This window comes from Thioalkalivibrio sp. ALJT (genome assembly GCF_000381825.1).
Classification (GTDB): domain Bacteria; phylum Pseudomonadota; class Gammaproteobacteria; order Ectothiorhodospirales; family Ectothiorhodospiraceae; genus Thioalkalivibrio.
Genome location: NZ_KB907127.1, coordinates 119,995 through 145,081, shown reverse-complemented (window position 1 = coordinate 145,081; position 25,087 = coordinate 119,995). Strand labels below are relative to the sequence as shown.

The window sequence follows — 25,087 nt, the reverse complement described above, 5'->3', positions numbered from 1 at the left end:
CGGATCGTCCGCACTCACGGTCAGATTCGACTCAACCGCATCCAGCTCGGCCGTATCCTGCGCCGTGACAGTGTTGCCGTTGTTGTCGGTCGCTTCGGCATCGATGGTCAGCGGACCGTCGGTCAGGCTGCTCACATCCACATCGGCAACGCTGTAGTCGCCGTTGGCATCCACGGTCGCCGTGGCGGTGACCGTGTTGTCGTTCTGGTCGGTAATGGTGATCGCGACCTCACCACCCTCCGGCACATCCTGGCTGGTGCCGCTGATGTCCAGCGTCGCCGCGTCGTTGTCGACGGTGGCTTCCACGCTCAGATCACCCTCGACCTCGGGGTCATCCGCAACACTACCGCCTTCACCGATGTCGGCTTCGCCCGGGCCACGCAGCGCGTTCGGGTCGTAGGCATAACTAATCGGATCCACCTCTTCGGATCCGCGGGTGATACGGATGAAGCCACCGCCTTCGCCGGCGGGGCCGCCGTCCAGACCCGCGGCGGGGGCTTCGATCAAGTCAGTTATATCTTCACCACGATCGAGGGCGGCAATAATCTCTTCGACTGTGGCCTCGGCGATCTCACCGTCTTCCGGTGCCGATTCGGCAGACTTCGCCAGATCGTCGGTGATTGTGGCGGATTCGTTGCCTGCCAGGGACATGGTGGAGCCGTCTTCGAAGACCATCTCGATGAAGGCACCGGCTTCGGCGATGACTTCCTCGCCGTAGAAGATCTGGTCTCCGGGCTGCAGGACGCGGGTATTGCCGTCCTCGTCACGCGCAATAACGGTACCCACCACGGATTCGACGGTAGCGACGACGACTTCAGACATGACCTTCTCCTTCGACTCGGAAGCACTTCACAATTCTTGATGAGTACCACCATATGGAAGTCGGTACTCGCACGACAGGTGTACCGAGGTACAGGGTTTGTGGCTGATTGGAGTGACGGTGCGAGAGACGATTGGAAGCGCGCCGAGGAAGCACAGGGGCTGCCGGGCAACCCCTTTTGTTTTACTCGCAAGAGGCGAAGAGCGCAGTAAGGCTGCCTCCTCCCCAACGCTTAAAAGGGAGACAGCGCCGGGAACATGATTCAGACGGTCGGTTAAATCTCGCGCAGACGAGTCAGGTGGAGAACAAGTTGAACGCGGTCACCCACGTTGAGCTTCTTGAAGACGGAGCCCAGGTGCATCTTGACCGTGCGTTCGGTCATACCGAGCTGGCGTGCGATCTCCTTGTTGTGCGCCCCGGTGGTGACGGCCAGCGCGACCTCGCGCTCGCGGGGCGTCAGGTTATCGAAGCCCTCGGGCGGGGTTTCCGGATCGCGGGGTTGTGCGCTGCGCACCGTACGAATCATGCGGGTCATCAGGTCGGGGCCGACCCACAGCCCGCCACCCGTTACGGTCGCGGCAATCGTGCGCAACTGGGCCACGTTGGCCAGCGTATGACAGTAGCCGTGGGCCCCTGCGTCGAACGCTCGGATACCCTCTTCGTCGTTCGGGTGGCGCGAGTGCACGACCACCCGATGGACCAGCGTCCTTTGCTTGACGTACTCGTCCCAGTCGGCCACGTCCGTGCCGATCCAGCAGGCATCGGCGCCCTCCGGCAGGGTCGCCGGAAACGGCGGGCGCAGTACCTGGGCATCCGGAAAGGCCTCTTCCCAGCGCGGCGACGGCCGCGAGTCTTGGTCCACCATGAAGATCTGCATATCCCTCAGCGCTCCGTAAAAGCCATCTCCCCCGCGCGGAGGACCGGCTTGAGCAGGTACTGCAGGATAGTCCGGCGCCCGGTGATGATATCCACCTCCGTGACCATCCCGGTCATAATCGGGTGTTCCTCGTCGAACCCTGTTTCCTCGGTACGCACGCGCACCTTGTAGAAGGTGTTGCCGTCGTCATCGGTGATCGTGTCCGGACTGATGTGCTCCACGATTGCATCCAGACCACCGTAGATGGCGAAATCATAGGCCGTGAACTTCACCTTGGCGCTCAGCCCCGGGCGCAGATAGGCGATATCGCGCGGCGAGACGCGCGCCTCGATCAGCAGTTCGTCCTCCAGCGGCACTACCTCGGCGACCTCGCGCCCGGGCGAGATCACGCCGCCGCGCGTGGTGATGAACATCCGCTGCACGATCCCCGCCATCGGCGAACGCACCTCGGACAGCCGCACCCGGTCCTCCAGGCCCTCGGTGCCCTCGGCCAGCTCCTGCAGCCGCCCGAGGGTATCGGCCAGCTCCGAGCGCCACTGGTTGCGGAAGTTCAGCCGCACCTCGCGGATCTTCTCTTCCGCCTCCTCGATCGCGGCCTCCAGCCGGGCGATCTGTGCGGTCGCCTGATCACGATCGCCCCGCGCATTGGAGACCTCGCGGCGCAGGCGCAGGATTTCCACTTCGGATACCGCACCGCTTTCCACCAGCGGTTCGGTCACCTCGAGCTCCCGACTGGCCAGTTCGAGCGCGCGGATCGCCTGACTACGCCGGGCCCGCACCTCGTTCAGCTCCTCGCGACGCTGACGCATCTGCTCCTCGGCAATGCGAATCCGTGAACGCATCTCCTCGAGGCTTTCCTCGTAGAGCTGCTGCTCCTGCTCGACGATGGCCAGAGGGCCCGCCTGCAGCTCCGGTGTAATCAGGAACGGCGTCTCCGACAGCAGCGACGTAAGCCGCGCGCGCCGCGCCTTCAGCGCGAACTCGCTGGCCCTCGCCTCCCCCAGGTCGGACAGGAACCGAGTCGGGTCCACGCGCACGAGCACGTCGCCCTGTTCCACGACATCCCCCTCGCGCACCAGCACCTCGGACACCACGCCCCCGTCCATGGATTGCAGCACCTGAAGGTTCTGCGACGGGATCACCCGCCCATCCGCGCGCGCCACCTCGTCGATCTCGGCGATAGAGGCCCAATAGACCAGCAGGCCCAGCGTGATCAGGATCCCGTAGAGGAGCGCGCGGGCGCGGATCGGTCGTTCCTGAATCTGAGTCCAGTCAGCATCCGAGGCCCAGTTGCGATGATCGCCACCGCCCTTGGTCAGCCAGGGCCGAAAGATCCGGTCCACCATCGGGGCACCGACCTTGCCGGTCTGATCCATACCGCGGCCCAGCGCCTCGAACCCCTGACCGTCCTTGCGCTTGCGCCCGCTCATGCCTGCGCCTTGCCTACACGGCCTTCGCGAAGCGCCTGGATTACCTGATCTTTCGGCCCGTCGGCCACCACGCGGCCCTGATCCAGCACGATGATCCGGTCCACCAGCTCCAGCAGCGAGGTGCGGTGGGTGACGATCACGGTGGTGCGCCCCTGAATGAACTCTGCCAGACGGCGTTTCATGCCCTGCTCGGTGGAGTTGTCCATGGAGCTGGTCGGCTCGTCCATCAACAGCATACTGGGCTCGTGCAGGACTGCGCGCGCCACACCGACACTCTGCTTCTGCCCGCCCGAAAGCCGGCTCCCCCGCTCCCCGACCTGCAGATCAATCCCTTCCGGATGGGTATTGATCAGATCCTCGATACCCGAGATCGCAATCGCCTTGCGGATCGCCTCGTCGTTGGCCAGCGGATCGGCCGCCACCAGGTTCTCGCGCAGGCTCCCGTAGAACAGAGTGACCTCCTGGCCCACATACCCCAGCGACCGCCGCAACTCGGCCGGGTCCAGCTGGCGCACGTCGATTCCGTCCACCAGCACCGCGCCGGAGGTCGGCTGATAAAGCCCCATGATCAGCTTGGCCAGCGTGCTCTTGCCCGAACCCACGCGTCCCAGCACGGCGACGTGTTCGCCCGGCTCGATCTTCAGCGAAACTCCCTGCAGGGCCGGGGTGGCGGATTCGGGATAGGCAAAGCCGACATTGCGGAATTCGATCGCGCCCTCAAAGCGATCACGACTCAGGAAGTGCGAGTCCGTCGGACGCTCGATCGGCAGCGCCATGATCTCGTTCAGCGAGCCGAGCGCGGTCGAGGCCTGGTGATACTGCATCAGCAGCCCGGCGGTCTGGCTGATGGGCGCCATCGCACGCGAGGAGATCAGGTAGGCAGCAATCAGACCACCCATGGAGAGGTCCCCCTCCATGAGCAAGAACACGCCGAGCACGATGATGGCGACGCCGACCGTGTGCTGCGCCCACATCGCCGTGTGGGTCACACTTGCGGTCAGTAGCCGATTCTGCGCACTGGTCCGGGCCAGGTGGGTCGTGGCGCGTTCCCAGGTCGCCTGCACGCGCCCTTCCGCGCCCAGGGCCTTGAGCGTCTCGGCGCCGGTGAGGCTCTCGACCAGGGTGGAGTTACGCTCCGCCGCCACGCGGTAGCTCTCCTCCGCGAGTGCGTGCAGCTTGCGATGGATCGCCGTGGCATAAAGCAGGAGCAGCAGCGCGCCGATCGCCACGGGTATCGCCAGCGGCCAGGCAATCAACGCGATGATGGCGATGAACATCAACGCAAATGGCAGGTCCACGAAGGCAACGATTGTCGCCGACGATATGAAGCTGCGCACCGACTCGAACGCGCCGATATTGGACGCGAACGACCCGACCGACGCCGGGCGGTTCTCCATACGCAGCCCGAGCACGCGCTCCATGATGTGCGAGGAGAGCTTTACGTCCGCGCGCATCGCCGCCTTGTCGACGAAGTGGCTGCGCATGGTGCGCAGGATCAGGTCCGCGATCAGCACGATCACGACACCCGCCGCGAACATGAACAGCGTCTCGGTCGCGTGATTCGGGACCACGCGGTCGTACACGTTCAGCACGAACAGCGGCATCGCCAGCGCGAACAGGTTGATCATCACCGCCGCGACCAGCACATCGCGATAAAGCGGCCGATTCTCGCGAATAACCCGCCAGAACCAGTGCCCCTTGCGATCCTTCGAGACCCGCGGAGCGCGAGCATCCATCCGGAATTCGGGGCGTACATAGATTGCGCGGCCCAGATAACGCTGGTTGAGCCGACTGAGCGGGACCTCGATGACCGCGTCACCCAGCTCCGGGTCGATCACTCGAGCCACGCTCCTGTCATCGTTCCAGCCGACCAGCACCCAGGCCTCGTTCTGGTCCAGCAACAACAACGCGGGCAGCAGCTCATCCTTCAGCGCGCGGGCATCGCGGGTGACGGTGCGCGTGGTCAGGCCGGCACGCTCAGCCGCACGCGGTACCAGGGAGGGACACAACCGACCGTCCTCCAGCGGCAACCCCGCAAGCGCGGAATCCGGTGTCAGGCGCAGCCCGTGCATGCGGGCGATCAGGATCAACCCACCGAGCAGGCTGTCGGGCCGGCCCTCCTGATCCAGAACCGGAACCTCCGGCGCATCGCCGTGACCGTCACCGCTGGACCTCTTATCGGGCACCCCATCGGCCGCATCCGCAGCCGGACCCGCACCACCACCTTTGAAAGGACGCTGACTAATCGAAACACCCCCAGCCGCTGCTGATGGCAACCCGCTCGCTCCGCGCCCACCTGCGACCCGGGACCCGTAACGGCTTACCGCGTTCATCGGTCACTGCACTATACCGCGTTGTCCCGTCCAACCAATCCGTTGCGACACCTTCTTGCAGCGAAATTACACGCAAAATCAACTCGGCAAGCGAGAGCATGAATCACGTGTCTTCTCAGCGCTTGCGGCGTGACCGAAAGAAATCTCGCAGCAGCTCGCTGGAACGCTCCGCCGCAATGCCGTCGATGCATTCAAGACGATGGTTATGTGCAGGATGCTGCAGCAGGTCGATCGCGCCCCCGGTCGCACCGGTGCGAGGATCCGCAGCCGCGAAGACCAGCCGCCCTACGCGAGCATGGATGATCGCGCCCACGCACATGGAGCAGGGTTCGAGCGTCACGTACAGCGTCGTGCCGGTCAGCCGATAATTGGAACAGCGCTGGCCCGCCGCCCGCAGCACCTGGATCTCGGCATGAGCCGTCGCATCGTGCAGACCAATCGGCGCATTGTGCTCGGCAGCCAGGCAACAGCCGTCCGCAGCCACCAGCACCGCACCAACCGGGACCTCGCCGGTCGCGGCGGCCCGCTCCGCCTGTACCATCGCAAGTTCCATCCAGAAGGCATGGGCGCCCGCCTCCGTAGGCTGCGGACCGCGATCGCCGGGGATCAGGGTCCGCGGATCGGGGGCGCACTCAGCGGCCATCAGCCGGGCGCGGTGCCGAAAGAGCCTGTTCGATGGCGCCGGCCAGATCCTGCGGCTTGCGCCGGGGCGAGAAACGCTCGCGCACGGCGCCATCGCGCCCGACCAGGAACTTGGTGAAGTTCCACTTGATCGCGCGGGTGCCCAGCGCACCCGGGGCCTGACCTTTCAGGTAACGGTACAGGGAGTGCGCACCCGCGCCATTCACCTCGATGCGCGCGAATACCGGAAACGTGACCCCGTAGTTCAGCCCACAGGCCCGAATCTGCCCCGCATCTCCGGGCTCCTGGCCGCCGAACTGGTTGCACGGGAAACCGAGCACCGAAAAACCCTGCGCGGCGTAGCGTTCGTGGAGGGCCTGCAGGCCAGCGTACTGAGGGGTGAAGCCGCATTCACTGGCCACATTCACGATCAGCAGCACCTCGCCCCGCCAGGCCGCGAGTGGCTGGGCGCCACCCTCTGGTAACGGGGCCTCAAAATCGAAGACGCCGGTCATAAGCGGTCCCCCGTATCGGGGGTACTCTCGCGCAGCAGCTCGTCCTCCAGCTCGGCCAAGACGTCGGCCGTTGCCTCCGAGAGCGCCGCGACCAGGCGGGGCGCAGAGCGCCGGTCGATACCGTGTTCCGCCTCCATGTGCGCGAGACGCACGTAACCTTCGCCGCGGATCTGTGTTCGCAACCCCACTCGCCCCATCCCGCGCAGCGGCGTATCTGCCGGAGTCGTCTCCAGCCGGGCCGTATCCAGATCGCCGTACAACGCCGTGACCAGCACATGCAACTGCACGGCCGCGCGCCCCTCGGCCCGTGCGGCCTCGGCATTGTCCACCAGCTCGAATGCGGAGCCTCCTTGCGTCCAGCGTTCCCGCAGCAATTGTTCCAGTTGCTCGGCGGGGCGCAGGAACCATTCGTTGTAATAGTCGGACTCGTACCGATGGTCCCCCAGGCGGTACACCAGCCCCTTGCCGGTATAAGCCGGTGCCACGCGCACCGCCCCCAGTTCCACCGCAAGGGGCTCGCCGCCAGCGGCCATGCGCGGGGCGGGTTCCGCTGGCAGCTCCAGCAGGAACCACGCACGATCCACGGGCTCACGCTCGGGGATCAGGGTGCAGCCTCCCAGTATCCCGGCCATCAACACCAGGGCAACGGCTCTCCATCGGGGCATCAATCTACTCCTCGTCCATCGTGCTGCGCGGCGGGGGGGCGCCGAACAATGCACCGCCAGGATTACGGCGCACATCATCCGACAGGCTGCGCAGCCCCGCCATCGCGGCCTGCAGTTCGTCGAGTGTCTCCAGCAGCTTGCCCTCGCTCACATCCATCCCCCGATCCAGGCGTTCGACCATTGAGTCCATACGCTCCACCAGGCGGCCGACATCGGCGGCCTCGGCCGTCTGGCGCAGCTCGCGCAGTGCTGCGCGGGTCTCGCTCGGCAGCGCCTGGGTGTCCGGGTGTTCGACCAGGCGTTCCACGGAGGCCATCACCCGCGTTGCAGTGCGCGTGGCTGTCTCCAGCTCCGCAATCATGTGGTCCGCACGACTCCCCAGCGCACCGATGTCCAGATCGTCGATACTGCGCTCCACGGTCACCAGCAGGCCGGTCAGGTTGTCCACCAGGCCCTCGATGTCGAGAGCGTCGAGGCGCATAAGCAGTTTTTCCGCATGCTCGAGAAACTGCATCGCGGTACTGGGCGCAGACGGGATGTAAGTGGACTCCGGTTCCCATCCGTGTTCCAGCGGTACATGCGCGGAAGGGTCGGTAAAGTCCATTTCCAGATAGTTCATCCCGGTAATGCCCTGAGCGGCCATGCGCACCCTCAGTCCGGCCTCGACCAGACCCTCCAGAATCCCGGCATTAAAGCCCCCTGACTGGGCACTGGAGGCGAAGCGATCGGGATACACACGCGCCCGGACCATCACGTACCGCTTGCGGTCCGCAGGCGGGACATCGGATTCGTAAACCACGGAGGTAAAAGTGAGGTCGGTCACATCGCCGATCGTAACCCCGCGAAACTTCACCGGCGCCCCGATCTCGAGGCCCTGCACCGAGGCATCCATGTAGGTCTCGACCTGGATCGACGGACGCAGCAGGTTGCCGGCCGTCAGGATCAACAACGCGACCACCAGGGCGGTCAGGCCTCCCAGGATAAACAGCCCCAGGCGAAAATGGTTTCGCGCACTCATGCGGGCCTCTCGTCGTCGGATTCGGTCCGCCGCAGGAACCGCTGCACCCACGGATGATTCGATGTATCGCGCAGGATGGCCGGATCACCTTCCGCCACAATCCCCTGGCTCTCCCGGTCGAGCATAATCACCCGGTCCGCGATCGCAAAAATGCTGGCCAGTTCGTGGCTCACAATCACAATGGTCATATCCAGAGTACGGGCCAGCCGCCGGATCAGGCGGTCCAGGTCCGCCGAGGTAATCGGGTCCAGCCCTGCGGAGGGTTCGTCCAGAAACAGCACCTCGGGGTCCAGCACCATGGCGCGCGCGATCGCCGCACGCTTCTGCATCCCGCCACTGATCTCCGCAGGCATGAAGTCCTTGAAGGCCCCCAGTCCCACCAGCTGCAGCCGCGACCCGGCGATGGCATCCATGGCCTCGCGCGGCAGATCGGTATGCACCTCCAGCGGCAGGCGCACATTCTCCAGGAGCGTCATGGAACCGAACAGAGCCCCCATCTGATACATCACACCCACCCGGCGCAGGATCGCCTCCCGCTGCGCGCCATCCGCGACGGCAATATCCGCACCGCCCACCCAGATGTGACCGGCCTGCGGACGATAAAGCCCGATCATGTGCTTGAGCAGCGTGCTCTTGCCGCTGCCGGAGCCACCCAGGATCACGAAGATCTCGCCGCGGCACACCTCGAAGTCCAGATCGCGCATCAACACCCGATCGCCAAAGCCCATGGTCAGTCCGCGAACGCGGATCACCACATCGGACTCTGCGCATGCCTGCGACCGGGCCGTCTCCACAACCATGCCTCAAACCCCCATGTGGTAGAACAGGACCGCGAACAGGCCATCCAGCACCACGATCAAGATGATGGAGGTAACCACGGCACTGGTAGTCGCAAGCCCGACCGACGCGGCGCCACTGCCCGTCTGCAGGCCGCGCAGGCAGCCAACGCTCGCCACCACCAGACCGAATACCACGGCCTTGGCCAGCCCGGAGAACAGGTCGGACGGTGTAAGCGCAGCCGCCACCTGGTTGAAATAGGCGACCCAGGGGATACCGAAGCCCTGCATGACCACCGCGCCACCAATCAGCCCGATCATGTTCGCGTACAGCGCCAGCAACGGTGCCACCAGCAGCCCCGCCAGCACCTTCGGCAGCACCAGGAAGCGCACCGGATCCAGCCCCATGGTCTTGAGGGCGTTCACCTCCTCGTTCACCTTCATGGTGCCGATTTCGGCCGCAAACGCCGCCCCCGAACGGCCCGCCAGCAGGATTGCCATCATCAGCGGCCCCAGTTCGCGAAACAACGAAACGGCCACCAGATTGGCAACGAAGATCTCGCCCCCGAACTGGCGCATCGCGATGGCAGACTGAAAGGCGAGGATCACGCCCAGCAGAAAGGCGATCAACGAGACGATCGGGAGCGCCCTGAATCCTGCGGCCTCCGCCACTCGCAGGGTATCGCCCCAGCGCACCTGCCGCGGATGGCGCAGGCCACTGCCGACGGCACGCGTCAGCTCGCCGACAAAGCTCAACTGCGAATGCGCCGCCCGCCCGACACTGTCCACGACGTCCAGCAGCCCCGGCCACCAACCTCGCCCGTCGCCGACCCGCGCCGGCTCTACGGCAGCAAGCTCCCGGTACGGATTCATTTGATCCGCGACCATACGGCCCATGCCCTCGAATCGCAGCTCGGCACCGGCTTGTTCCAGATCCCGCTCCAGGGCGTGCAGCAGGGCCGCACCCGCCCCGTCGCAGTACTCGAGCCCGGACAGCTCAACGTGCACGACCGCACCGGCCACACCGAGCCCCTGCACCGCATGTCGCAAGGGCCCCCAGGCATGCTCCACGGCCCGCACGTCCAGCCGCCCGCGCAGGTGCAGGCTGGCCGGCGGGCCGGCTGTGGCATCATATTCGAACGGTCGGCCAAAACTGGCAGCAGCGTCCATCCAATCACCCGCGGGACAGTTGCGATCATGGTAGCCGCAACCCGCCCCTCGGAACCATTCACCCCGGAGAAAACTCTTCCACCGGGGCCTGCGCGATAAAGCCCCCGGCCCATTCGCATCAGGAGATCGGCATGGCATCGGCATTGGAGGCCCTGCAGCGGGTCGAACACGCGCTGAACGCAGTCCTTCTGGGCAAGCCCGAACCGATACGGCTGGCGCTCGCCTGCCTGCTCGCCAACGGCCATCTGCTGATCGAAGACCAGCCGGGGGTCGGCAAGACCACACTGGCGCACGCGCTGGCCAACACAATGGGCCTTGAATATCGCCGGGTGCAATTCACCAGTGATCTCCTGCCCGGCGACGTGCTGGGTGTGTCCGTATTCGATCCGGGCAGCGGGGAATTCCATTTCCACCCCGGACCGATCTTCACCCAGGTCCTGCTGGCCGACGAGATCAATCGTGCCCCGCCCAAGACCCAAAGCGCCCTGCTCGAGGCCATGGAGGAACGCCAGGCGAGTGTCGAGGGGGCTACCCGTGAACTGCCGGTGCCCTTCTTCGTAATCGCCACCCAGAACCCGGAGGAACAGGTCGGCACCCACCCCCTCCCGGAATCCCAGCTGGATCGGTTCCTGATGCGCATCCAGCTCGGCTATCCCGATGCCCGCGCCGAGCGCGCGTTGCTGGAACGCTCCGCCCCGACTACGTCCTCGTCAGCAACCGCCGAGATGCATCCGCCCCTGCCGCACCTCGCCGGACCACAGCAGCTGCGGGACTGGCAGGCCCGGGTCGGCGAAGTGCATGCTGCGGGCGCGGTACTGGACTACCTGCAGGACCTGCTCACCGCCAGCCGTGATCGCGCCCGCTTCTCCCGCGGCCTGTCCCCGCGCGCCGGCCTCGGCCTGCTGCGCGCCGCCCGCGCCCAGGCCTTTCTGGATGGCCGTCACTACACCACACCGGATGACATCGTACGCGTGCTCCCCGCAGTCGCCGGCCACCGCCTGCGCACGCATGAGCCGGAATCCCCGGCGCACAGCGTTGCGCGCCTGATGGAATGCGTGCCGATTCCGTGAGCGGGGCCGACCGTCACCGTCTGCACCGCCTGCGCGACGATGCCATCCGCTGGATCACCCGGCGCCACGCGCACGATGGCGAGACCGCCCGGCTTGGCCGCGACCGCGTCTACATCCTGCCCACGCGCGCCGGCTATACCCTGGTCGCGATCCTGCTGGTCATGCTGCTGGGCGCGATCAACTACTCCAGTAACATGGCGTTTCTGCTGACCTTCCTGCTGGTCGGGATCGGTCACAACGCCATGTGGTACACCCACCGCAACCTGCTGGGCCTGCGGATCACCTCTCTGCCCGTGGCACCTGTCTTCGCCGGTGCCACCCTGAGCCTGCCGTTCCGGCTGGAGGAGGCGTCCGGGCGCCCCCGCGAAGCGCTCACCCTGAGTATCGGCACGCGCGCCAGCGCCCCGCTGGCCATCCCCGCGCAGGACTCGGCCCAGGTCGAGCTGACACTCCCGGCGCCTGCCCGCGGCATCTACCGGCTACCGCGTCAGCGCCTGCACACGCGCTATCCGCTGGGCATCCTGGAGGCCTGGACCTGGCTCACCCTGAGCCCGGAGATCCTGGTCTACCCGGCCCCCGTCAACCCCGGCAACGTGCTCGGCGGGGCCGGAGGGCAAGCGACCGCGTCACAGCTCCGAACCCGCCACCGCGGCGAGACGCCCGATCATCTGCGCCCCTATCGCCCCGGCGACCCGCCCGGCCGCATCGTCTGGAAGGCCTTTGCCCGCAGCGGCAAGCTGCACGTACGGGAATCCGTCAGCGGCCGCGGCGACCACCTCTGGCTCGACTGGGAGGCCATGCCCGCAACCGACACCGAGACCCGCCTGGCCATGCTGTGCCACCAGGTCCTCGCCGCCCACGCGGAGGGGCGCATCTTCGGCATGCGCCTGCCCGACCTGACCGTGGATCCCGGACAGGGCAGCCGGCACCGCGAACGGTGCCTGCGTAGCCTGGCCCAGTTCCGCAGCGAACCGCGCGTGCTTGCCCCGGAGACGCCGCGCACATGAACACCCGAGCCAATACCGCAGCCGCCAACCCCGACCTGCGCGGACTGGAACTCGCCCTGATCGCCCTGCCAGTAGCGGCGCTGCCCCATATCGCACATCAGCCACCCTGGATCACCCTGCTGGTGGTACTGGCGATTGCCGCGCGGGCCTGGCTCCTGAGCAGCGGCCGGCAGGCGCCGTCGATCGGCATCATGGCCCTCCTGGCCGTACTCGCGGGTAGTCTCACCCTGGTCCAGTACGGGACGGTCTTCGGTCAGGAGGCCGGCACCGCCCTGCTGCTGATCATGATCGCGTTCAAGCTGCTGGAGGCCCGCAATCGGCGCGACATCGTCATCGCCCTGTTCCTGGGCTATTTCGTGGTGGTCACCACCTATTTCTTTGATCAATCCATCCTGACCGCGGCCTATTCCTTGCTGGCCACCTGGCTGCTCACCGCCGCACTGATCCAGGTCCATGCCGAGCGCCACATCGAACGCCGCCGTCTCGCCCGCCAGGCCGGCGCCATGCTGCTGCATGCCCTGCCCTTCATGCTGGTCCTGTTCCTCGCCTTCCCGCGCATCCAGGGACCGCTGTGGGGTGACCCGCAGCGCGAAGAGACCGCCCGCACCGGGCTCTCCGACGAACTCAACCCCGGAGACATTGCCGAGCTTCTACAGGACGAATCGACCGCGTTGCGCGTGGAATTCGACGCCGCAGCGCCGCCCCTGCGCGCCCAGTACTGGCGCGCCCTGGTCATGACCGACTTCGACGGCCGTCGCTGGTCGACAGACCGCAACACCGAAGTCATCCAGCCCCCGGTGACCGATGACACCCTGGTGCACTACACCGCCACCCTGGAACCCACGCGCGTACGCTACCTGCCGGTACTGGACTACCCCGCCGTGCTGCCGGACGGCGCCGAACTGCACGCAAACTATCAGGTGCTCCGCGATCGCCGCATCACCCGTCGCATTCAGTACCAGGCAGCGGCCGACCTGACCACGCCTCCCGGTGCCGACGACCCGCAACTGCCCCCCGCGGAACGGGCACGCGCGCTGGACCTGCCGGCTGCAGCCGCCCCACGCGCACGCACCAAGGTCGCCCTGTGGCGGGCCACTCATGGCGACGACGATCGCGCCCTCATCGACGCCGCCCTGCAACGCTTCGCCGCCGAGCCCTATCGCTACACCCTGCAACCACCCCGTCTTGCCGGCGACGCAACCGACCAGTTCCTGTTCGAGACCCAGGCCGGCTACTGCGAACACTACGCCTCGGCCTTCGCGGTGCTGATGCGCGCCGCCGGTATCCCGACCCGGGTCGTCACCGGCTATCAGGGCGGCTCCTGGCAAACGCGCGGCGAATACCTGCGCCTGCGCAATGCCGACGCCCATGCCTGGAACGAGGTCTGGCTGGATGGCCAGGGCTGGGTACGGGTGGACCCGACGGCAGCGATTGCACCAGAGCGAATCGAACAGGGCCTGCCGGGACTGGCACGCGACACCGATGAGCCAATCCCGGCCTTCCTGCGCCGGGGCGAGGGTTTGTCGTGGCTGCAAAGCACCCACCTCAGCCTCGAGGACTGGCGCGATTTTGCCCGGTTCCGGTGGGAAAGCTGGGTCCTGGCCTTTGACCCCGAACGCCAGCGCGAACTGTTCGCGCGACTCGGGCTGGACCCGAGGGACTGGCGATCGGTGCTGATCGCCCTGGGTACGGGCTTCGGCACCATCGGCCTGATCGCACTGGCCTGGGTCTGGATCCGCACCCCCCGACACCGACGGCCCGCGGCCGACCGCGTGCTGGGGCAGCTGTCACGCCGGCTGGCCCGCCACGACCCCACGCTGGCGCGAGCGCCGTACGAACCCGTGGACGCCTGGTCGCGGCGGGTCGCACACGCGCACCCCGAGCTCGGCACGACCCTGGAGACCTTCGCCCGAACCTACAACCGACAGCGTTTCGGCCGGCTGACGCCCGAACAGCGCACGGCGGATCTTCACCAGCTCCGGGGCCTCCTGCGCACCGTACCCCGAGCCCGCCCGGCCTTCGCGCCACGCCGCAACGACGCATCCCGCCAGCGCGCGGCGAATTAGGAGCCGGTCGAACCGACTGCGCGTGAGCAGGAGAGCGGCCCGATTTCCGCTCTCTCTCGTTACAACGTCGTCACCATGCGCTTCGCGAGAACGGAAAAAGAGGTCGCACGCTTCAACACGTTCGCGACCATCCCCCAAATCCGACCGGCTCCTGGGTGTGGAGCCTCGCCAGGTGGTCCTCGGGCCGAGCGCGCAAAAAAAACCGCCCGGTCCTTCTGACCGGGCGGCCCGTTCCGGACCCGCGTGGAGGGGCGGTTACGCCGCGTCGTTGCGGAAGATGAAGTGGTGCCGTGCGCCGCGACGCTCGTCCTGGCGTCGAGCGACCTTCTGCACCTCCGGACGGTTGGCAAACTGCGCCAGCGTAATGCCGTCCAGAAAGTCGTAGAGTTGCTGGCTCAGGTCATCCCACAGCTCGTGTGTCAGGCAACGACTGCCGTCCTGACAGTCCTTGTGACCCTTGCACCGGGTGACGTCCACGGACTCGTCCACTGCCGTGATGATATGGGCGATGCTGATCTGATCCGCACGCTTGGCCAGGCGATAACCACCGCCGGGACCACGAACGCCTTCGACCAGGTCGGCCTTGCGCAGCTTGGCAAACAACTGCTCCAGATAGGAGAGTGAAATGCCCTGGCACTGCGAGATGTCGGCAAGCGTCACCGGCCCGATCCGGTCATGGATCGCCAGATCCATCATCGCGGTCACCGCGTAGCGGCCCTTGGTAGAGAGTTTCATATGCGTTGCCTCCGAAAAACGTAGCGTAAGTGTCCTGCTCGACATCCGTTCGCAGGCTTGAATCCGTTCCTCATTTCCTGACAACACGCATCAGGAATAATTCCCTTCTTACCTGACAAGACTACTCGGGAATAATTCCCTTATTCTAGCAGGCGAATCAACAAAAATCACGAATTGCTAATAAAGGGAGTTCGGGGCCCCGCACGCCACCCACGGACAGCCGGGCTCGTCCGGGCAGAGTGTGCCCGGATACCGCTACAGAGAACGTCATCAGAAAAGCCCGGATACGGGGATCAGGAGAAGTCCGGAACCTGCGGGCCGTCCAGGATGATCACCGGGGTATCGACAGGCAGACGCGGGAACAGCTCGATCACGTCGTCGTTGCGCATGCGCACGCAACCCTCGGAGGCGGGTTCGCCAATGCGCCCCTCCTCGTCCGTACCGTGGATGTAGATATAGCGGCGCAGCGAATCCACCGATCCGCCGCGATTGATGCCCGGCTCGAGACCGTCGAGCCACAGGATGCGCGAGGTGATGTTGTCACGCGAACTGCGCGCACCCGGCTGCGTCAGGATCTCGGCGATCTCGCCGGTGTTGCCGCGGGCCCGGAAGATCGTGCCCCGCGGGGCATCCTCGCCGAAACGCTCGGCGATGCGATGCAGACCCAGCGGCGTGGTAAACGACCCCTCCTCGAAGCCAACACCGCGCGCGGCGGTGGAGACGTCGTAGATATCGGTCACTTGGCCCTGATCCCAGACATAGAGCCGTTGCTGGTCCACCCGCACCACGGCGACTGGCAAACCATTCGCATTGGGGGCCCGACGACGTGCATCTTCCACCACCGGGTCCATCCATTCGAGACTGGGCAAGGGCACCTCGCTCTACTTCTTGTTGGCCAGGTCCAGCACTTCGCCCGCCACCGGCGTATGGACCAGTCCGTCGCCCCGCAGAGCCGCCAGATGCTCAAGATAGTCGGGCGGCAGACCGGTTACGTATTCGCCCGTGAACACGGAGCAATCAAAGTGCTGGATGTTCTTGTTGCCACGACGTACCGCCTTTTGGAGATCTTCCAGGTCCTGATAGATCAGCCGGTCCGCCGCGATCGCCTCGCAGACCTCGGCCTCGTCACGCCCATGGGCGATCAGCTCTTCGGCCGCCGGCATGTCGATGCCGTAGACGTTCGGATACCGCACCGGCGGCGCCGCGGAGGCGAAATAGACCTTCTTGGCTCCCGCCTCGCGCGCCATCATCACGATCTCGCGCGAGGTGGTGCCACGCACGATGGAGTCATCCACCAGCATCACGTTCTTGCCGCGGAACTCCAGCGAGATCGCATTGAGCTTCTGGCGCACCGACTTCCGCCGCTTGGTCTGGCCGGGCATGATGAAGGTACGCCCGATATAGCGGTTCTTGATGAACCCCTCGCGGTACTTGATGTTCAGTTCATGCGCCATCTCCAGCGCGACGGTACGGCCGGTATCGGGGATGGGCACGATCACATCAATATCGTGATCCGGCCAGATCCGCCGGATCTTCTCGCCCAGCGCGGTGCCCATACGCATGCGGGCGCGATGCACGAAGACGTTGTCGATGACCGAATCCGGCCGCGCGAAATAGACATGCTCGAAGATACAGGGGTTGAGCCGGGTCTCCTCCGCACATACACGAGTCGAAACCTCGCCCTCGGGCGTAATGAATAGCGCCTCCCCCGGCACCAGGTCACGCTCCAGCTCGAATCCCTGGGATTCCAGCGCGGCGCTCTCCGAGGCAACCATCCACTCGATTCCGCCCTCCTCGGCCTGGCGCGATCCGTAGACAATGGGACGGATACCGTACGGGTCGCGGAACGCAAGCAGGCCACGCCCGGCAATCATGGCCACCACGGCGTAGGCGCCGTCCGCACGCTGGTGCACGCGCTCCACCGCATTGAACACCGCATCCGGCGTCAGACCGTTGTCGAGGAACCGCATCAGCTCCTGCGCAAACACGTTCAGGAGGATCTCGGAGTCCGAGTCCGTGTTGATGTGCCGGCGATCGGTGGCGAACAGCGCCTGCTTCAGATCGCGCGCGTTGGTCAGGTTGCCGTTGTGACCCAGGGTAATGCCGAAGGGCGAGTTCACGTAGAACGGCTGCGCCTCGGCGGAGCTCGAGGAACCGGCCGTGGGATAGCGCACGTGGCCGATGCCCATGTTCCCGGTCAGGGTCTGCATGTGCTGGTTATTGAACACGTCCCGCACCAGACCATTGTCCTTGCGCAGGTGCAGGCGCCCGTCGTCATCGCAGGTCACGATGCCTGCGGCATCCTGGCCACGATGCTGCAGCACCAGCAGGGCGTCATAAAGGGGCTGGTTCACCGGGCTGCGCCCGACGATTCCGACAACTCCACACATACGGTATCTGGCTCCAGAGATTGACAGCGCGTGTCAAGGAAACACGGGTTCGGCCGGTTCTTCAGCCGCCTGCAGGTCACGGATCTGCTCCTGCCAGCCCTCCGGCAACTGTGCAATCAGCCAGTCCACCAGACGTTCGAGTTCCGGGATCAGGCGACTGTTCTCCCACCAGGCCTCATCCGGCATCAGGGTCAGGGATGCCAGGAACACCAGCACGGCGACCAGCAGCACGCCGCGCAGGAGGCCAAAGACCACCCCCAGGGAACGATCCGTCCCGCTCAGCCCGGTGCCATGCACCAGACGATTGGCGACCATACCCAGCAGCCCGCCCGCAATCAGCACGCCAATGAAGATCACCGCGAAACCGATACCCAGGCGCAGGGTGGCATCGGCGATTGCGTCCGGCAGATACGCGGCCATCGCCTCCGCATGGCGAATACCCAGCCACACGCCGATGATCCACGTGGCGAGTGAAAACGACTCACGCACAAAACCGCGGAAAAGGCTAATGAGCCCCGATATGACAATCAGGGCAATAATGACGAGGTCGATCCAGATCACGGAGCAGTCACCGCGGAGTGAAAAGGCTGACAGTTTACCGCAGCCGCAGTTTGCGCGCAGGTCCCGACCGCCTTCACGGGTGCGCCACCACAATGCCGGAAAGCTCGAACGCTTCCTTTAAACGCGCACCCATTTCGGCCGCCTCCTCACGCTGGGCCAGCGGCCCGACCTTGACGCGATAGATCGGACGACCGTCGGCCATCGACTCGTCCACGAAGGCCGCCCAGCCCGCCTCGCGCAGTCGCGCGCGCTGCTCGCGGGCGTTGGCCTGATCACGGAAACTGCCCACCTGCACCGCCCAGCCCGCCTGCACGGGCTGTTCTGCCTCTTCCGGGGCCTCCTGTGGCGCCGCAGTGACGGCCTCGGATTCGCGATCGTTCGCGGCGGCCCCCGTCTCCGCGGAATTGTCGAGACTGTGCAACTCGGCCACCGGGCCCTCGCGTTCCGGCGCCGGCGCTGCAGGCGCGGACTCGCGACGCGGCTCCGGACGCTCCGATGGCAGGGCGATATCCGGCTCGGCAAAGCTCGGGGCAGTCGGCACCGGCTCGTCGATTCCGCTCATGTGCTCGTACCCCGCCCCGTCAAACAGCCAGGGCAGAAAGATCACCGCCAGCACGATCAGGATCACCGCACCGACCAGGCGGAAACGAATTGGAGTGTCAGGGTTCATGTCGTTATCCGTGTCCGAAACCCGGCCCGGCTGTCGAGGCACGACACCCGCGCCCCGAGTCGCCACAGGCGCCTAACATGCATTCAACCCGCACGCCGGGCCCCCTCCGCCACCGACACCCCGTCGACCCGAGCGGCCGCGGCGATCGCGGGGGATGCCTCCAGCACTGCAGCCACGGTATGGAACGAACCGAAAACGACGACACGGCCCTGCGAACCGGCAATGGCCTCTGCGCGCCGGATACAGGCCTGTACATCACCCGGACGCTCCACAGTCTCCTCGCCACAGCGGGCAAGCTCCTGCGCCAGAGCATCGGCCGGCAACGCACGCGGCAGCGTCAGAGGTAACGGCAGCCAGGCGGCGATGCGGCCGTCGAGTCGCTCCCACATGAGCGCCCGTTCCTTGTCCGCCATCACCGCAACCAGGGCCACCACCGGCCCCGCGACCGGGTGTGCCTCCAGCCAGCGCGCCAGCTCGCCTGCCGCGTGCACGTTGTGGGCGACATCCAGCAACCATTGCGGGCGTCCCGGCAACACCTGAAGACGCCCGGGCGCAGAGGTGCTCAGGGCCTGGCTGAGGGCTGCGTCCGTGATACCGTCTGCCTCCCCCAGCGCCTCGACCACTGCCAGGGCCGTGGCCGAATTGAGCAGCGCGGCACCGTCCAGCGTTGCCGCAGGGCCCTCCACCCGCCACGCGCACGTGGCACCCCGGTACTGCCATTCAAGCCGACTGCCCATGCGCTCAAGACGAAAGTCCTGTCCCGTCCGCAGTACCTGCGCCGCCATTTGCTCGGCATGCGCCAGCACGCTGGCGGGAGGCTCCGGCTCGCCCAATACCACCGGACGGCCGGCGCGCATGATCCCGGCCTTTTCACGCCCGATCGCCTCACGGGTATCACCCAGCCAGGTCTGGTGATCCAGATCGACCGCGGTGATCGCGGCCACGTCGGCATCCCAGATATTCACTGCGTCCAGACGCCCCCCCAGACCCACCTCCAGCACTTGCACCGCCACGCCGCTCGCGCGGAACCACCAGGCCGCCGCCAGCGCGGCAAACTCGAAGTAGGTCAGGGAATCATCGCCGCGCGCCTGGTCGATGGCCTCGAAGGCACGGCAGAGCTCGCTATCGCTGGCCGGGATGCCATCGATGCGAATGCGCTCGTTATACCGCAGCAGATGCGGAGAGGTGAACAGCCCTGTCTTCACACCACGCGCCTGCAGCAGAGCAGCGGTGCGCGTGGCGACCGTACCCTTGCCGTTGGTACCCGCCACCACCACGCTGCGCGGGCCTTTACCGTCGCGCAGCCCCAGCCGATCGGCCACCAGCGCGATCCGCTCCAGGGTGAGGTCCATGCCAACCGGATGCAACTGCTCCTGGAAGGCCAGCCACTGCGCCAGGGTCGAGAAACGCACGGACGCTCAGCTGCGCGCCGGTGACGTCGCGTCCGTGGCCTCGTCACCGTCGTCGGGTTCAGTGCGGTCGGCCTCGTCCGCAACGGCCTCGGCCGTGACGTCGTCGCTGCCCGGCGCGGGCGCATGCGTGAGAATACCCAGTACCGAGGCGAGGCGACTGCGCATGTCCCGGCGGTCCACGATCATGTCGATCGCGCCGTGCTCGAGCAGGAACTCGGAACGCTGGAACCCCTCCGGCAGGGTCTCGCGTACGGTCTGCTGGATCACGCGCGGACCGGCAAATCCAATCAACGCATTCGGCTCGGCCACGTTGAGGTCGCCCAGCATGGCCAGGCTGGCCGAGACGCCGCCCATGGTCGGGTCCGTCATCACCGAGATAAACGGAATGCGCTCTTCCTGCAGACGCGCCAGAACCGCACTGGTCTTGGCCATCTGCAGCAGCGAGAACAACGCCTCCTGCATACGCGCCCCGCCCGAAGCGCTGAAACAGACCAGCGGAATGCCCTGTTCCAGCGAACGGCTGGCGCCGCGTACAAAGCGCTCGCCCACTGCCGATCCCATGGACCCGCCCATGAAGCGGAAATCAAACGCCGACGCCACCAGCGGGCGACCGAGCAGCTGCCCCTGCATCACCACCAGGGCATCGCGTTCGCCAGTCCCCTTCTGCGCGGCCAGCAGGCGGTCCTTGTATTTTTTCGAGTCACGAAACTTGAGGACGTCCGAGGATTCGATCTCCGCTGCAATCTCCTCGCGGCTTTCGGGGTCCAGAAAGGCCTCCAGACGCCGTCGCGCGCTCATGCGGCGGTGATGGCCACACTTCGGGCAAACATCGAGATTGCGCTCCACCTCCGGCCGGTACAACGTCGCGTCACAACCCTCGCAACGCACCCACAGGCCCTCGGGTACACCCCGCTTGGTCGCGTTGTCAGTGCGGATGCGCGAAGGCATCAACTTTTCGAACCAGCTCATGCCGTCTCCCCGTAATCCGAATCGGCGCCGCGCATTCTACACCGAGGCCGCCACACCGGTGGAACGCGCGCTGTCCATGGCATCACGCATTTCACGCACCACTGCCGCCGCGGCCCGCGCGAACCCGTCCGCATCGCCATCGTGGTCTTCCGCCAGCCGTACGATCGCACTGCCCACCACCACGGCATCCGCGACCGCGGCCACCTGCGCCGCCGTCCGTGCATCGCGAATCCCGAAACCAACGCCCAGAGGCAGCCCGGTATGCTGTCGCAGTCCTTCCAGGCGTGCGGCCAGGGCCGAGGTATCCAGTGACTGCGAACCGGTCACACCCTTTAACGAAACGTAGTACACAAATCCACGCGCGGCACGCGCCACGTGCTCCACACGCGCCTCCGAGGTGGTCGGGGCAACCAGGAAGATCGGGTCGATCCCGGCCGATTCCAGCAGCCCGACCACATCCTCGCTTTCCTCCGGTGGCAGATCCACCGTCAGCAGGCCGTCCAGACCGGCCACCCGGGCACTGGACACAAAGGCTTCATAGCCCATCCGCTCCACCGGATTGAGGTAGCCCATCAGCACCACCGGCGTCTGGCTGTCGGTCTTGCGAAACTCGGCCACCATGGCCAGCACATCCCGCAGCCCGGTACCGAAGCGCAGCGCGCGCTCGCAGGCCTTCTGAATCACCGGGCCATCGGCCATCGGGTCAGAGAACGGCACGCCCAGCTCAATCAGATCCGCACCGGCCGCGACCAGGGCATGCATCAGTGGAACGGTGGCGGCGGGCTCCGGATCGCCCGCCGTCACATACGGGATCAGGGCCGCCCGATTCTGTTCGCGCAGTTCGGCAAAGCGCTGTTCGATACGGCTCATAGCGTGATTCCCTCGCGTTCGGCCACGGTGTTCAAATCCTTGTCGCCGCGACCGGACAGGTTCATGACAATGCTCTGGTCCGGACGCATCTGTGGCGCCAGCTCCAGCACGTGCGCGACCGCATGGCTGGTCTCCAGCGCCGGGATGATACCCTCGGTGCGCGTCAGCCGATGAAAGCCGGCCAGTGCCTCGTCATCGGTAACCGACACGTAACGCGCCCGGCCAAGATCCTTGAGCCAGGCATGCTCCGGCCCGACCCCCGGGTAGTCCAGCCCCGCAGATACCGAGTGCGTGCCGATGATCTGCCCGTTCTCGTCCTCCATCAGGTAGGTACGATTGCCATGCAGCACACCCGGCTGCCCCGCGCACAACGGCGCCGAGTGCCGGCCCGTCGCGACGCCTTCGCCCCCGGCCTCGACCCCGATCATCTGTACGGATTCGTCCGCCAGGAACGGGTGGAACAAACCAATCGCGTTGGAACCGCCGCCCACGCAGGCCACCAGCGCATCGGGCAGACGCCCGGTCATCTTCAGGTGCTGCTCCCGTGCCTCGCGACCGATCACGGCCTGAAAATCCCGAACCATCGCCGGATACGGATGCGGTCCGGCCACCGTGCCAATAATGTAGAAGGTATCGTCGACATTGGTGACCCAGTCGCGCATCGCCTCGTTCAGGGCATCCTTCAGGGTGCGCGTGCCGGACTTGACCGCCACCACCTCGGCGCCCAGCAGACGCATGCGATAGACATTCGGCGTCTGCCGCCGCGTGTCTTCCTCGCCCATGTAAATCACGCATTCCAGACCCAGCCGCGCAGCTACCGTCGCAGTCGCAACCCCGTGCTGGCCGGCGCCGGTCTCGGCAATGATCCGGGTCTTGCCCAGGCGCTTCGCCAGCAGCGCCTGGCCAATGGTGTTGTTCACCTTGTGCGCGCCGGTGTGGTTGAGATCCTCGCGCTTCAGATAGATCTGCGCACCGCCCAGCTCGCGCGACAGGCGCTCGGCGTGATAAAGCGGACTCGGCCGCCCGACGAACTGCTGCAGATCGTGATCCAGTTCCGCCATGAAGTCCGGGTCGCCCAGGTACTGCTCGTACACGGCCTGCAGCTCGTCCAGCGCCCCCATCAGCGTCTCCGACACAAAACGCCCGCCATACGGCCCGAAATGCCCGCGGACATCCGGAAATGCCGCCCAGTCAATCTTGCTCATCAGTCTCCACCTCGCATTGGCGAACGGCCTGCACAAAGGCCCGCATCCGCCGTACATCCTTAATCCCGGGCGCGGATTCCACACCGGAACTCACATCGACTCCATAAGGGCGCAGACGTTCCAGTGCCACGCGTACCGAGGCCGCATCCAGCCCCCCCGCCAGCAGCCACGGCCGGCCCAGGGCCGCGGGCACCCGTTGCCAGTCGAAGCGATGCCCGGAACCTCCGGTCTGCGCCCCGCCATGGCTGTCCAGCAGGAAGCCCTGCGCATCCGGATGCCGGTCCATCTCGTGGCGCGGATCGGCCTCGGCCCCCATCGCGATTGCCTTCAGATAAGGCCGCCCGAAACCCGCGCAGAATGCCGCGGACTCCCCACCGTGGAACTGCAGGCAGTCGAGGGCAACCCGGTCCAGAACCGACTCCACACGGGCAATATCGGGGTCAACAAACAACCCCACCGTGGTCACAAACGGCGGCAGCGCCGCGGCGATCCGGGCTGCCTGTTCTGCGTCCACACACCGCCGGCTTGACGGATGAAACACCAGCCCGATTGCATCGGCCCCGGCCGCTGCTGCGGCACAGGCCTGTTCCGGGTCCGTCACGCCACAAATTTTCACCCGATACCGCATGCGCCCCCACCCTCCGGGAAAAACACCGATGACTGAACAGACTCGCCGATGGGTCGCTTATACGCGCGCCTGGTCGACAGCCGGCCTGTCCCACAACGAGCCGCTGGAGCCACTGCCGGCTGCGCACCGCACCGCACCGGCTCACGGCAGCCCTGGATACCCCACGCGAAGCTGTACATTCATCCGCATCTTCCCGAACGAACACGGATTGATCGGCGTTTCCCTGCAACACGGATACGTGCCGCCGGAATCGACCACTGCAAGGGCCGTTGATTCCGAAGCAGGCGACCGCCGCACTCTGCCAGTGCAGGGGCACACTGGACGAAACCACGCCGCGTGCGTTGAAAAGGCCAGGATGACTCCTGGGCAGCGCTTTCCTGCCGGCTGCAAGCCTACCAGAAGCCGGCCGCCTGCCCGCCTTTCCCGCAATCAGCCCGCTCCATTGCCCGGAACACCGTCGTACACCGGTCCCGCCGTCACGGGCAGCACAAACTCGGCCGGGTAATCGACGTGCACGAAATACAGCCCGCCCGCCGGTGCGGTAATCCCGGAGGCGCGGCGATCGCGCGCGGCCAGTACCCGCTGCGGCCAGTCCGTGTCCATGCGCCCGTCCCCCACGGCCAGCAGCACCCCCGCAATATTGCGCACCATGTGATGCAGGAACGCGTTCGCGTGAATATCCAGCACCACCAGCGCACCGCGCCGCTGCACGCACAGCGAATGCACCCGCCGCAGCGGCGACTTGGCCTGACAGGCAGCCGCCCGCAGGCTGGTAAAGTCGTGTTCGCCCACAAAGGCCTGAGCGGCCTGGTGCATGCGCTCGGCATCCAGTGACCGCCGCCACCAGGACACGCGCCCTGCATCCAGTGCCGGACGTACAGCCCGATTCAGGATCACGTACCGATAGCGGCGCCCGAAGGCACTGAAACGGGCATGGAAGCCTTCCGGCACCGCCTGCGCCCAGGTGACCGCGATCCCGTCCGGCAACCGACTGTTGCCCCCCAGCACCCATGCACCCGGGGCACGGCGGGACGGGGAATCGAAATGCACCACCTGGGCCGTCGCGTGCACACCGGCATCCGTACGTCCGGCGCAACTCAACTCAACCGGGTGATTGGCCACAAAACCCAGTGCAGACTCCAGATGCCCTTGTACGCTGGGCCCGTCTTTCTGGCGCTGCCACCCGAGCAACCCACGCCCGTCGTACTCGACACCCAGCGCCCAGCGCCGGGCGCCATCCCCGGAGCCCGGCCGCGACACCACCGCCTCCTGTTCGATT

General features: G+C 66.1%; 24 protein-coding genes. 3 read left to right on the top strand and 21 right to left on the bottom strand.

Annotation, left to right across the window (positions count from 1 at the left end):
- The 10 genes from G332_RS13790 to G332_RS0109285 all read right to left on the bottom strand — a co-directional run.
- The coding region (locus tag G332_RS13790) for a retention module-containing protein (protein ID WP_019626731.1) at positions 1 to 822 on the bottom strand (822 nt) is incomplete at its 3' end.
- A 272-nt stretch (positions 823 to 1,094) separates the two neighbouring features.
- Positions 1,095 to 1,697, bottom strand: a complete 603-nt coding sequence (locus tag G332_RS0109325) for a response regulator transcription factor (protein WP_019626730.1) — start codon at positions 1,695 to 1,697, stop codon at positions 1,095 to 1,097.
- Between the two features lie 5 nt (positions 1,698 to 1,702).
- On the bottom strand, positions 1,703 to 3,127 hold the full coding sequence (locus G332_RS0109320; RefSeq protein ID WP_019626729.1) for an HlyD family type I secretion periplasmic adaptor subunit: 1,425 nt from the start codon (positions 3,125 to 3,127) through the stop codon (positions 1,703 to 1,705).
- The gene (locus G332_RS0109315; protein ID WP_026340754.1) at positions 3,124 to 5,256 is read right to left on the bottom strand and encodes a type I secretion system permease/ATPase; all 2,133 of its coding nucleotides are present in this window, start codon (positions 5,254 to 5,256) and stop codon (positions 3,124 to 3,126) included. The genes G332_RS0109320 and G332_RS0109315 overlap by 4 nt, the downstream gene beginning before the upstream one ends.
- Positions 5,257 to 5,575: 319 nt before the next feature.
- Entirely contained in the window at positions 5,576 to 6,103 is a 528-nt protein-coding gene (tadA, locus tag G332_RS0109310; protein ID WP_019626727.1) for a tRNA adenosine(34) deaminase TadA, read from the bottom strand.
- The gene (locus tag G332_RS0109305; protein ID WP_019626726.1) at positions 6,093 to 6,596 is read right to left on the bottom strand and encodes a glutathione peroxidase; all 504 of its coding nucleotides are present in this window, start codon (positions 6,594 to 6,596) and stop codon (positions 6,093 to 6,095) included. The genes tadA and G332_RS0109305 overlap by 11 nt, the downstream gene beginning before the upstream one ends.
- The gene (locus tag G332_RS0109300) at positions 6,593 to 7,261 is read right to left on the bottom strand and encodes an ABC-type transport auxiliary lipoprotein family protein (protein ID WP_026340753.1); all 669 of its coding nucleotides are present in this window, start codon (positions 7,259 to 7,261) and stop codon (positions 6,593 to 6,595) included. The genes G332_RS0109305 and G332_RS0109300 overlap by 4 nt, the downstream gene beginning before the upstream one ends.
- Positions 7,262 to 7,265: 4 nt before the next feature.
- Positions 7,266 to 8,279 (bottom strand): MlaD family protein, encoded by a 1,014-nt coding sequence (locus G332_RS0109295; RefSeq protein ID WP_019626724.1) that lies wholly within the window; start codon positions 8,277 to 8,279, stop codon positions 7,266 to 7,268.
- Entirely contained in the window at positions 8,276 to 9,079 is an 804-nt protein-coding gene (locus tag G332_RS0109290; RefSeq protein WP_019626723.1) for an ABC transporter ATP-binding protein, read from the bottom strand. Before G332_RS0109290 ends, G332_RS0109295 begins: the two co-directional genes overlap by 4 nt.
- Positions 9,080 to 9,082: 3 nt before the next feature.
- Complete coding sequence (locus tag G332_RS0109285; RefSeq protein ID WP_019626722.1) at positions 9,083 to 10,225, bottom strand: MlaE family lipid ABC transporter permease subunit; 1,143 nt, start codon at positions 10,223 to 10,225, stop codon at positions 9,083 to 9,085.
- A gap of 131 nt (positions 10,226 to 10,356) precedes the next feature.
- Here G332_RS0109285 and G332_RS0109280 point away from each other — a divergent pair, with 131 nt between their 5' ends.
- From G332_RS0109280 to G332_RS0109270, 3 genes are read left to right on the top strand one after another with little or no spacing between them, the layout of a single operon-like run.
- Positions 10,357 to 11,295, top strand: a complete 939-nt coding sequence (locus G332_RS0109280; protein ID WP_019626721.1) for a MoxR family ATPase — start codon at positions 10,357 to 10,359, stop codon at positions 11,293 to 11,295.
- Positions 11,277 to 12,302: a DUF58 domain-containing protein gene (locus G332_RS0109275; protein WP_019626720.1), complete on the top strand. Its 1,026-nt coding sequence runs from the start codon at positions 11,277 to 11,279 to the stop codon at positions 12,300 to 12,302. Before G332_RS0109280 ends, G332_RS0109275 begins: the two co-directional genes overlap by 19 nt.
- 44 nt (positions 12,303 to 12,346) lie before the next feature.
- The gene (locus tag G332_RS0109270; RefSeq protein WP_026340751.1) at positions 12,347 to 14,368 is read left to right on the top strand and encodes a transglutaminaseTgpA domain-containing protein; all 2,022 of its coding nucleotides are present in this window, start codon (positions 12,347 to 12,349) and stop codon (positions 14,366 to 14,368) included.
- Positions 14,369 to 14,623: 255 nt separating this feature from the next.
- Here the strand turns inward: G332_RS0109270 and iscR are convergent, their stop codons facing one another.
- The 11 genes from iscR to truA all read right to left on the bottom strand — a co-directional run bounded on the left by iscR (position 14,624) and on the right by truA (position 25,086).
- Complete coding sequence (iscR, locus tag G332_RS0109265) at positions 14,624 to 15,103, bottom strand: Fe-S cluster assembly transcriptional regulator IscR (protein WP_019626718.1); 480 nt, start codon at positions 15,101 to 15,103, stop codon at positions 14,624 to 14,626.
- A gap of 293 nt (positions 15,104 to 15,396) precedes the next feature.
- On the bottom strand, positions 15,397 to 15,972 hold the full coding sequence (locus G332_RS0109260; RefSeq protein WP_026340750.1) for a L,D-transpeptidase: 576 nt from the start codon (positions 15,970 to 15,972) through the stop codon (positions 15,397 to 15,399).
- Between the two features lie 12 nt (positions 15,973 to 15,984).
- A complete protein-coding gene (purF, locus tag G332_RS0109255) occupies positions 15,985 to 17,493 on the bottom strand; it encodes an amidophosphoribosyltransferase (protein WP_019626716.1) in 1,509 nt (502 codons plus the stop codon).
- 33 nt (positions 17,494 to 17,526) lie between these two features.
- Positions 17,527 to 18,054 carry a CvpA family protein gene (locus G332_RS0109250; protein ID WP_026340749.1) on the bottom strand — a complete coding sequence of 176 codons (528 nt, stop codon included), beginning with the start codon at positions 18,052 to 18,054 and terminating at the stop codon, positions 17,527 to 17,529.
- A gap of 73 nt (positions 18,055 to 18,127) precedes the next feature.
- On the bottom strand, positions 18,128 to 18,724 hold the full coding sequence (locus tag G332_RS0109245) for an SPOR domain-containing protein (RefSeq protein WP_019626714.1): 597 nt from the start codon (positions 18,722 to 18,724) through the stop codon (positions 18,128 to 18,130).
- Positions 18,725 to 18,807: 83 nt separating this feature from the next.
- The gene (locus G332_RS0109240) at positions 18,808 to 20,136 is read right to left on the bottom strand and encodes a folylpolyglutamate synthase/dihydrofolate synthase family protein (protein ID WP_019626713.1); all 1,329 of its coding nucleotides are present in this window, start codon (positions 20,134 to 20,136) and stop codon (positions 18,808 to 18,810) included.
- 6 nt (positions 20,137 to 20,142) lie between these two features.
- Positions 20,143 to 21,105 carry an acetyl-CoA carboxylase, carboxyltransferase subunit beta gene (gene accD, locus G332_RS0109235; RefSeq protein WP_019626712.1) on the bottom strand — a complete coding sequence of 321 codons (963 nt, stop codon included), beginning with the start codon at positions 21,103 to 21,105 and terminating at the stop codon, positions 20,143 to 20,145.
- Between the two features lie 36 nt (positions 21,106 to 21,141).
- Positions 21,142 to 21,975: a tryptophan synthase subunit alpha gene (trpA, locus tag G332_RS0109230; protein WP_019626711.1), complete on the bottom strand. Its 834-nt coding sequence runs from the start codon at positions 21,973 to 21,975 to the stop codon at positions 21,142 to 21,144.
- Positions 21,972 to 23,180: a tryptophan synthase subunit beta gene (gene trpB / locus G332_RS0109225; protein WP_019626710.1), complete on the bottom strand. Its 1,209-nt coding sequence runs from the start codon at positions 23,178 to 23,180 to the stop codon at positions 21,972 to 21,974. The genes trpA and trpB overlap by 4 nt, the downstream gene beginning before the upstream one ends.
- The gene (locus G332_RS0109220) at positions 23,167 to 23,808 is read right to left on the bottom strand and encodes a phosphoribosylanthranilate isomerase (protein ID WP_019626709.1); all 642 of its coding nucleotides are present in this window, start codon (positions 23,806 to 23,808) and stop codon (positions 23,167 to 23,169) included. Before G332_RS0109220 ends, trpB begins: the two co-directional genes overlap by 14 nt.
- Before the next feature lie 429 nt (positions 23,809 to 24,237).
- Positions 24,238 to 25,086 (bottom strand): tRNA pseudouridine(38-40) synthase TruA, encoded by an 849-nt coding sequence (gene truA / locus G332_RS0109215; RefSeq protein WP_051080547.1) that lies wholly within the window; start codon positions 25,084 to 25,086, stop codon positions 24,238 to 24,240.
- Position 25,087 lies beyond the last annotated feature (1 nt).

Excerpts from the sequence above, each read along its gene's own strand:
- G332_RS0109325 (WP_019626730.1), bottom strand. The coding sequence starts at position 1,697 with ATGCAGATCTTCATGGTGGACCAAGACTCGCGGCCGTCGCCGCGCTGG.
- G332_RS0109320 (WP_019626729.1), bottom strand. The coding sequence starts at position 3,127 with ATGAGCGGGCGCAAGCGCAAGGACGGTCAGGGGTTCGAGGCGCTGGGC.
- tadA (WP_019626727.1), bottom strand. The coding sequence starts at position 6,103 with ATGGCCGCTGAGTGCGCCCCCGATCCGCGGACCCTGATCCCCGGCGAT.
- G332_RS0109305 (WP_019626726.1), bottom strand. The coding sequence starts at position 6,596 with ATGACCGGCGTCTTCGATTTTGAGGCCCCGTTACCAGAGGGTGGCGCC.
- G332_RS0109300 (WP_026340753.1), bottom strand. The coding sequence starts at position 7,261 with ATGCCCCGATGGAGAGCCGTTGCCCTGGTGTTGATGGCCGGGATACTG.
- G332_RS0109295 (WP_019626724.1), bottom strand. The coding sequence starts at position 8,279 with ATGAGTGCGCGAAACCATTTTCGCCTGGGGCTGTTTATCCTGGGAGGC.
- G332_RS0109290 (WP_019626723.1), bottom strand. The coding sequence starts at position 9,079 with ATGGTTGTGGAGACGGCCCGGTCGCAGGCATGCGCAGAGTCCGATGTG.
- G332_RS0109285 (WP_019626722.1), bottom strand. The coding sequence starts at position 10,225 with ATGGACGCTGCTGCCAGTTTTGGCCGACCGTTCGAATATGATGCCACA.
- G332_RS0109280 (WP_019626721.1), top strand. The coding sequence starts at position 10,357 with ATGGCATCGGCATTGGAGGCCCTGCAGCGGGTCGAACACGCGCTGAAC.
- G332_RS0109275 (WP_019626720.1), top strand. The coding sequence starts at position 11,277 with ATGCGTGCCGATTCCGTGAGCGGGGCCGACCGTCACCGTCTGCACCGC.
- iscR (WP_019626718.1), bottom strand. The coding sequence starts at position 15,103 with ATGAAACTCTCTACCAAGGGCCGCTACGCGGTGACCGCGATGATGGAT.
- purF (WP_019626716.1), bottom strand. The coding sequence starts at position 17,493 with ATGTGTGGAGTTGTCGGAATCGTCGGGCGCAGCCCGGTGAACCAGCCC.
- G332_RS0109245 (WP_019626714.1), bottom strand. The coding sequence starts at position 18,724 with ATGAACCCTGACACTCCAATTCGTTTCCGCCTGGTCGGTGCGGTGATC.
- accD (WP_019626712.1), bottom strand. The coding sequence starts at position 21,105 with ATGAGCTGGTTCGAAAAGTTGATGCCTTCGCGCATCCGCACTGACAAC.
- trpA (WP_019626711.1), bottom strand. The coding sequence starts at position 21,975 with ATGAGCCGTATCGAACAGCGCTTTGCCGAACTGCGCGAACAGAATCGG.
- trpB (WP_019626710.1), bottom strand. The coding sequence starts at position 23,180 with ATGAGCAAGATTGACTGGGCGGCATTTCCGGATGTCCGCGGGCATTTC.
- G332_RS0109220 (WP_019626709.1), bottom strand. The coding sequence starts at position 23,808 with ATGCGGTATCGGGTGAAAATTTGTGGCGTGACGGACCCGGAACAGGCC.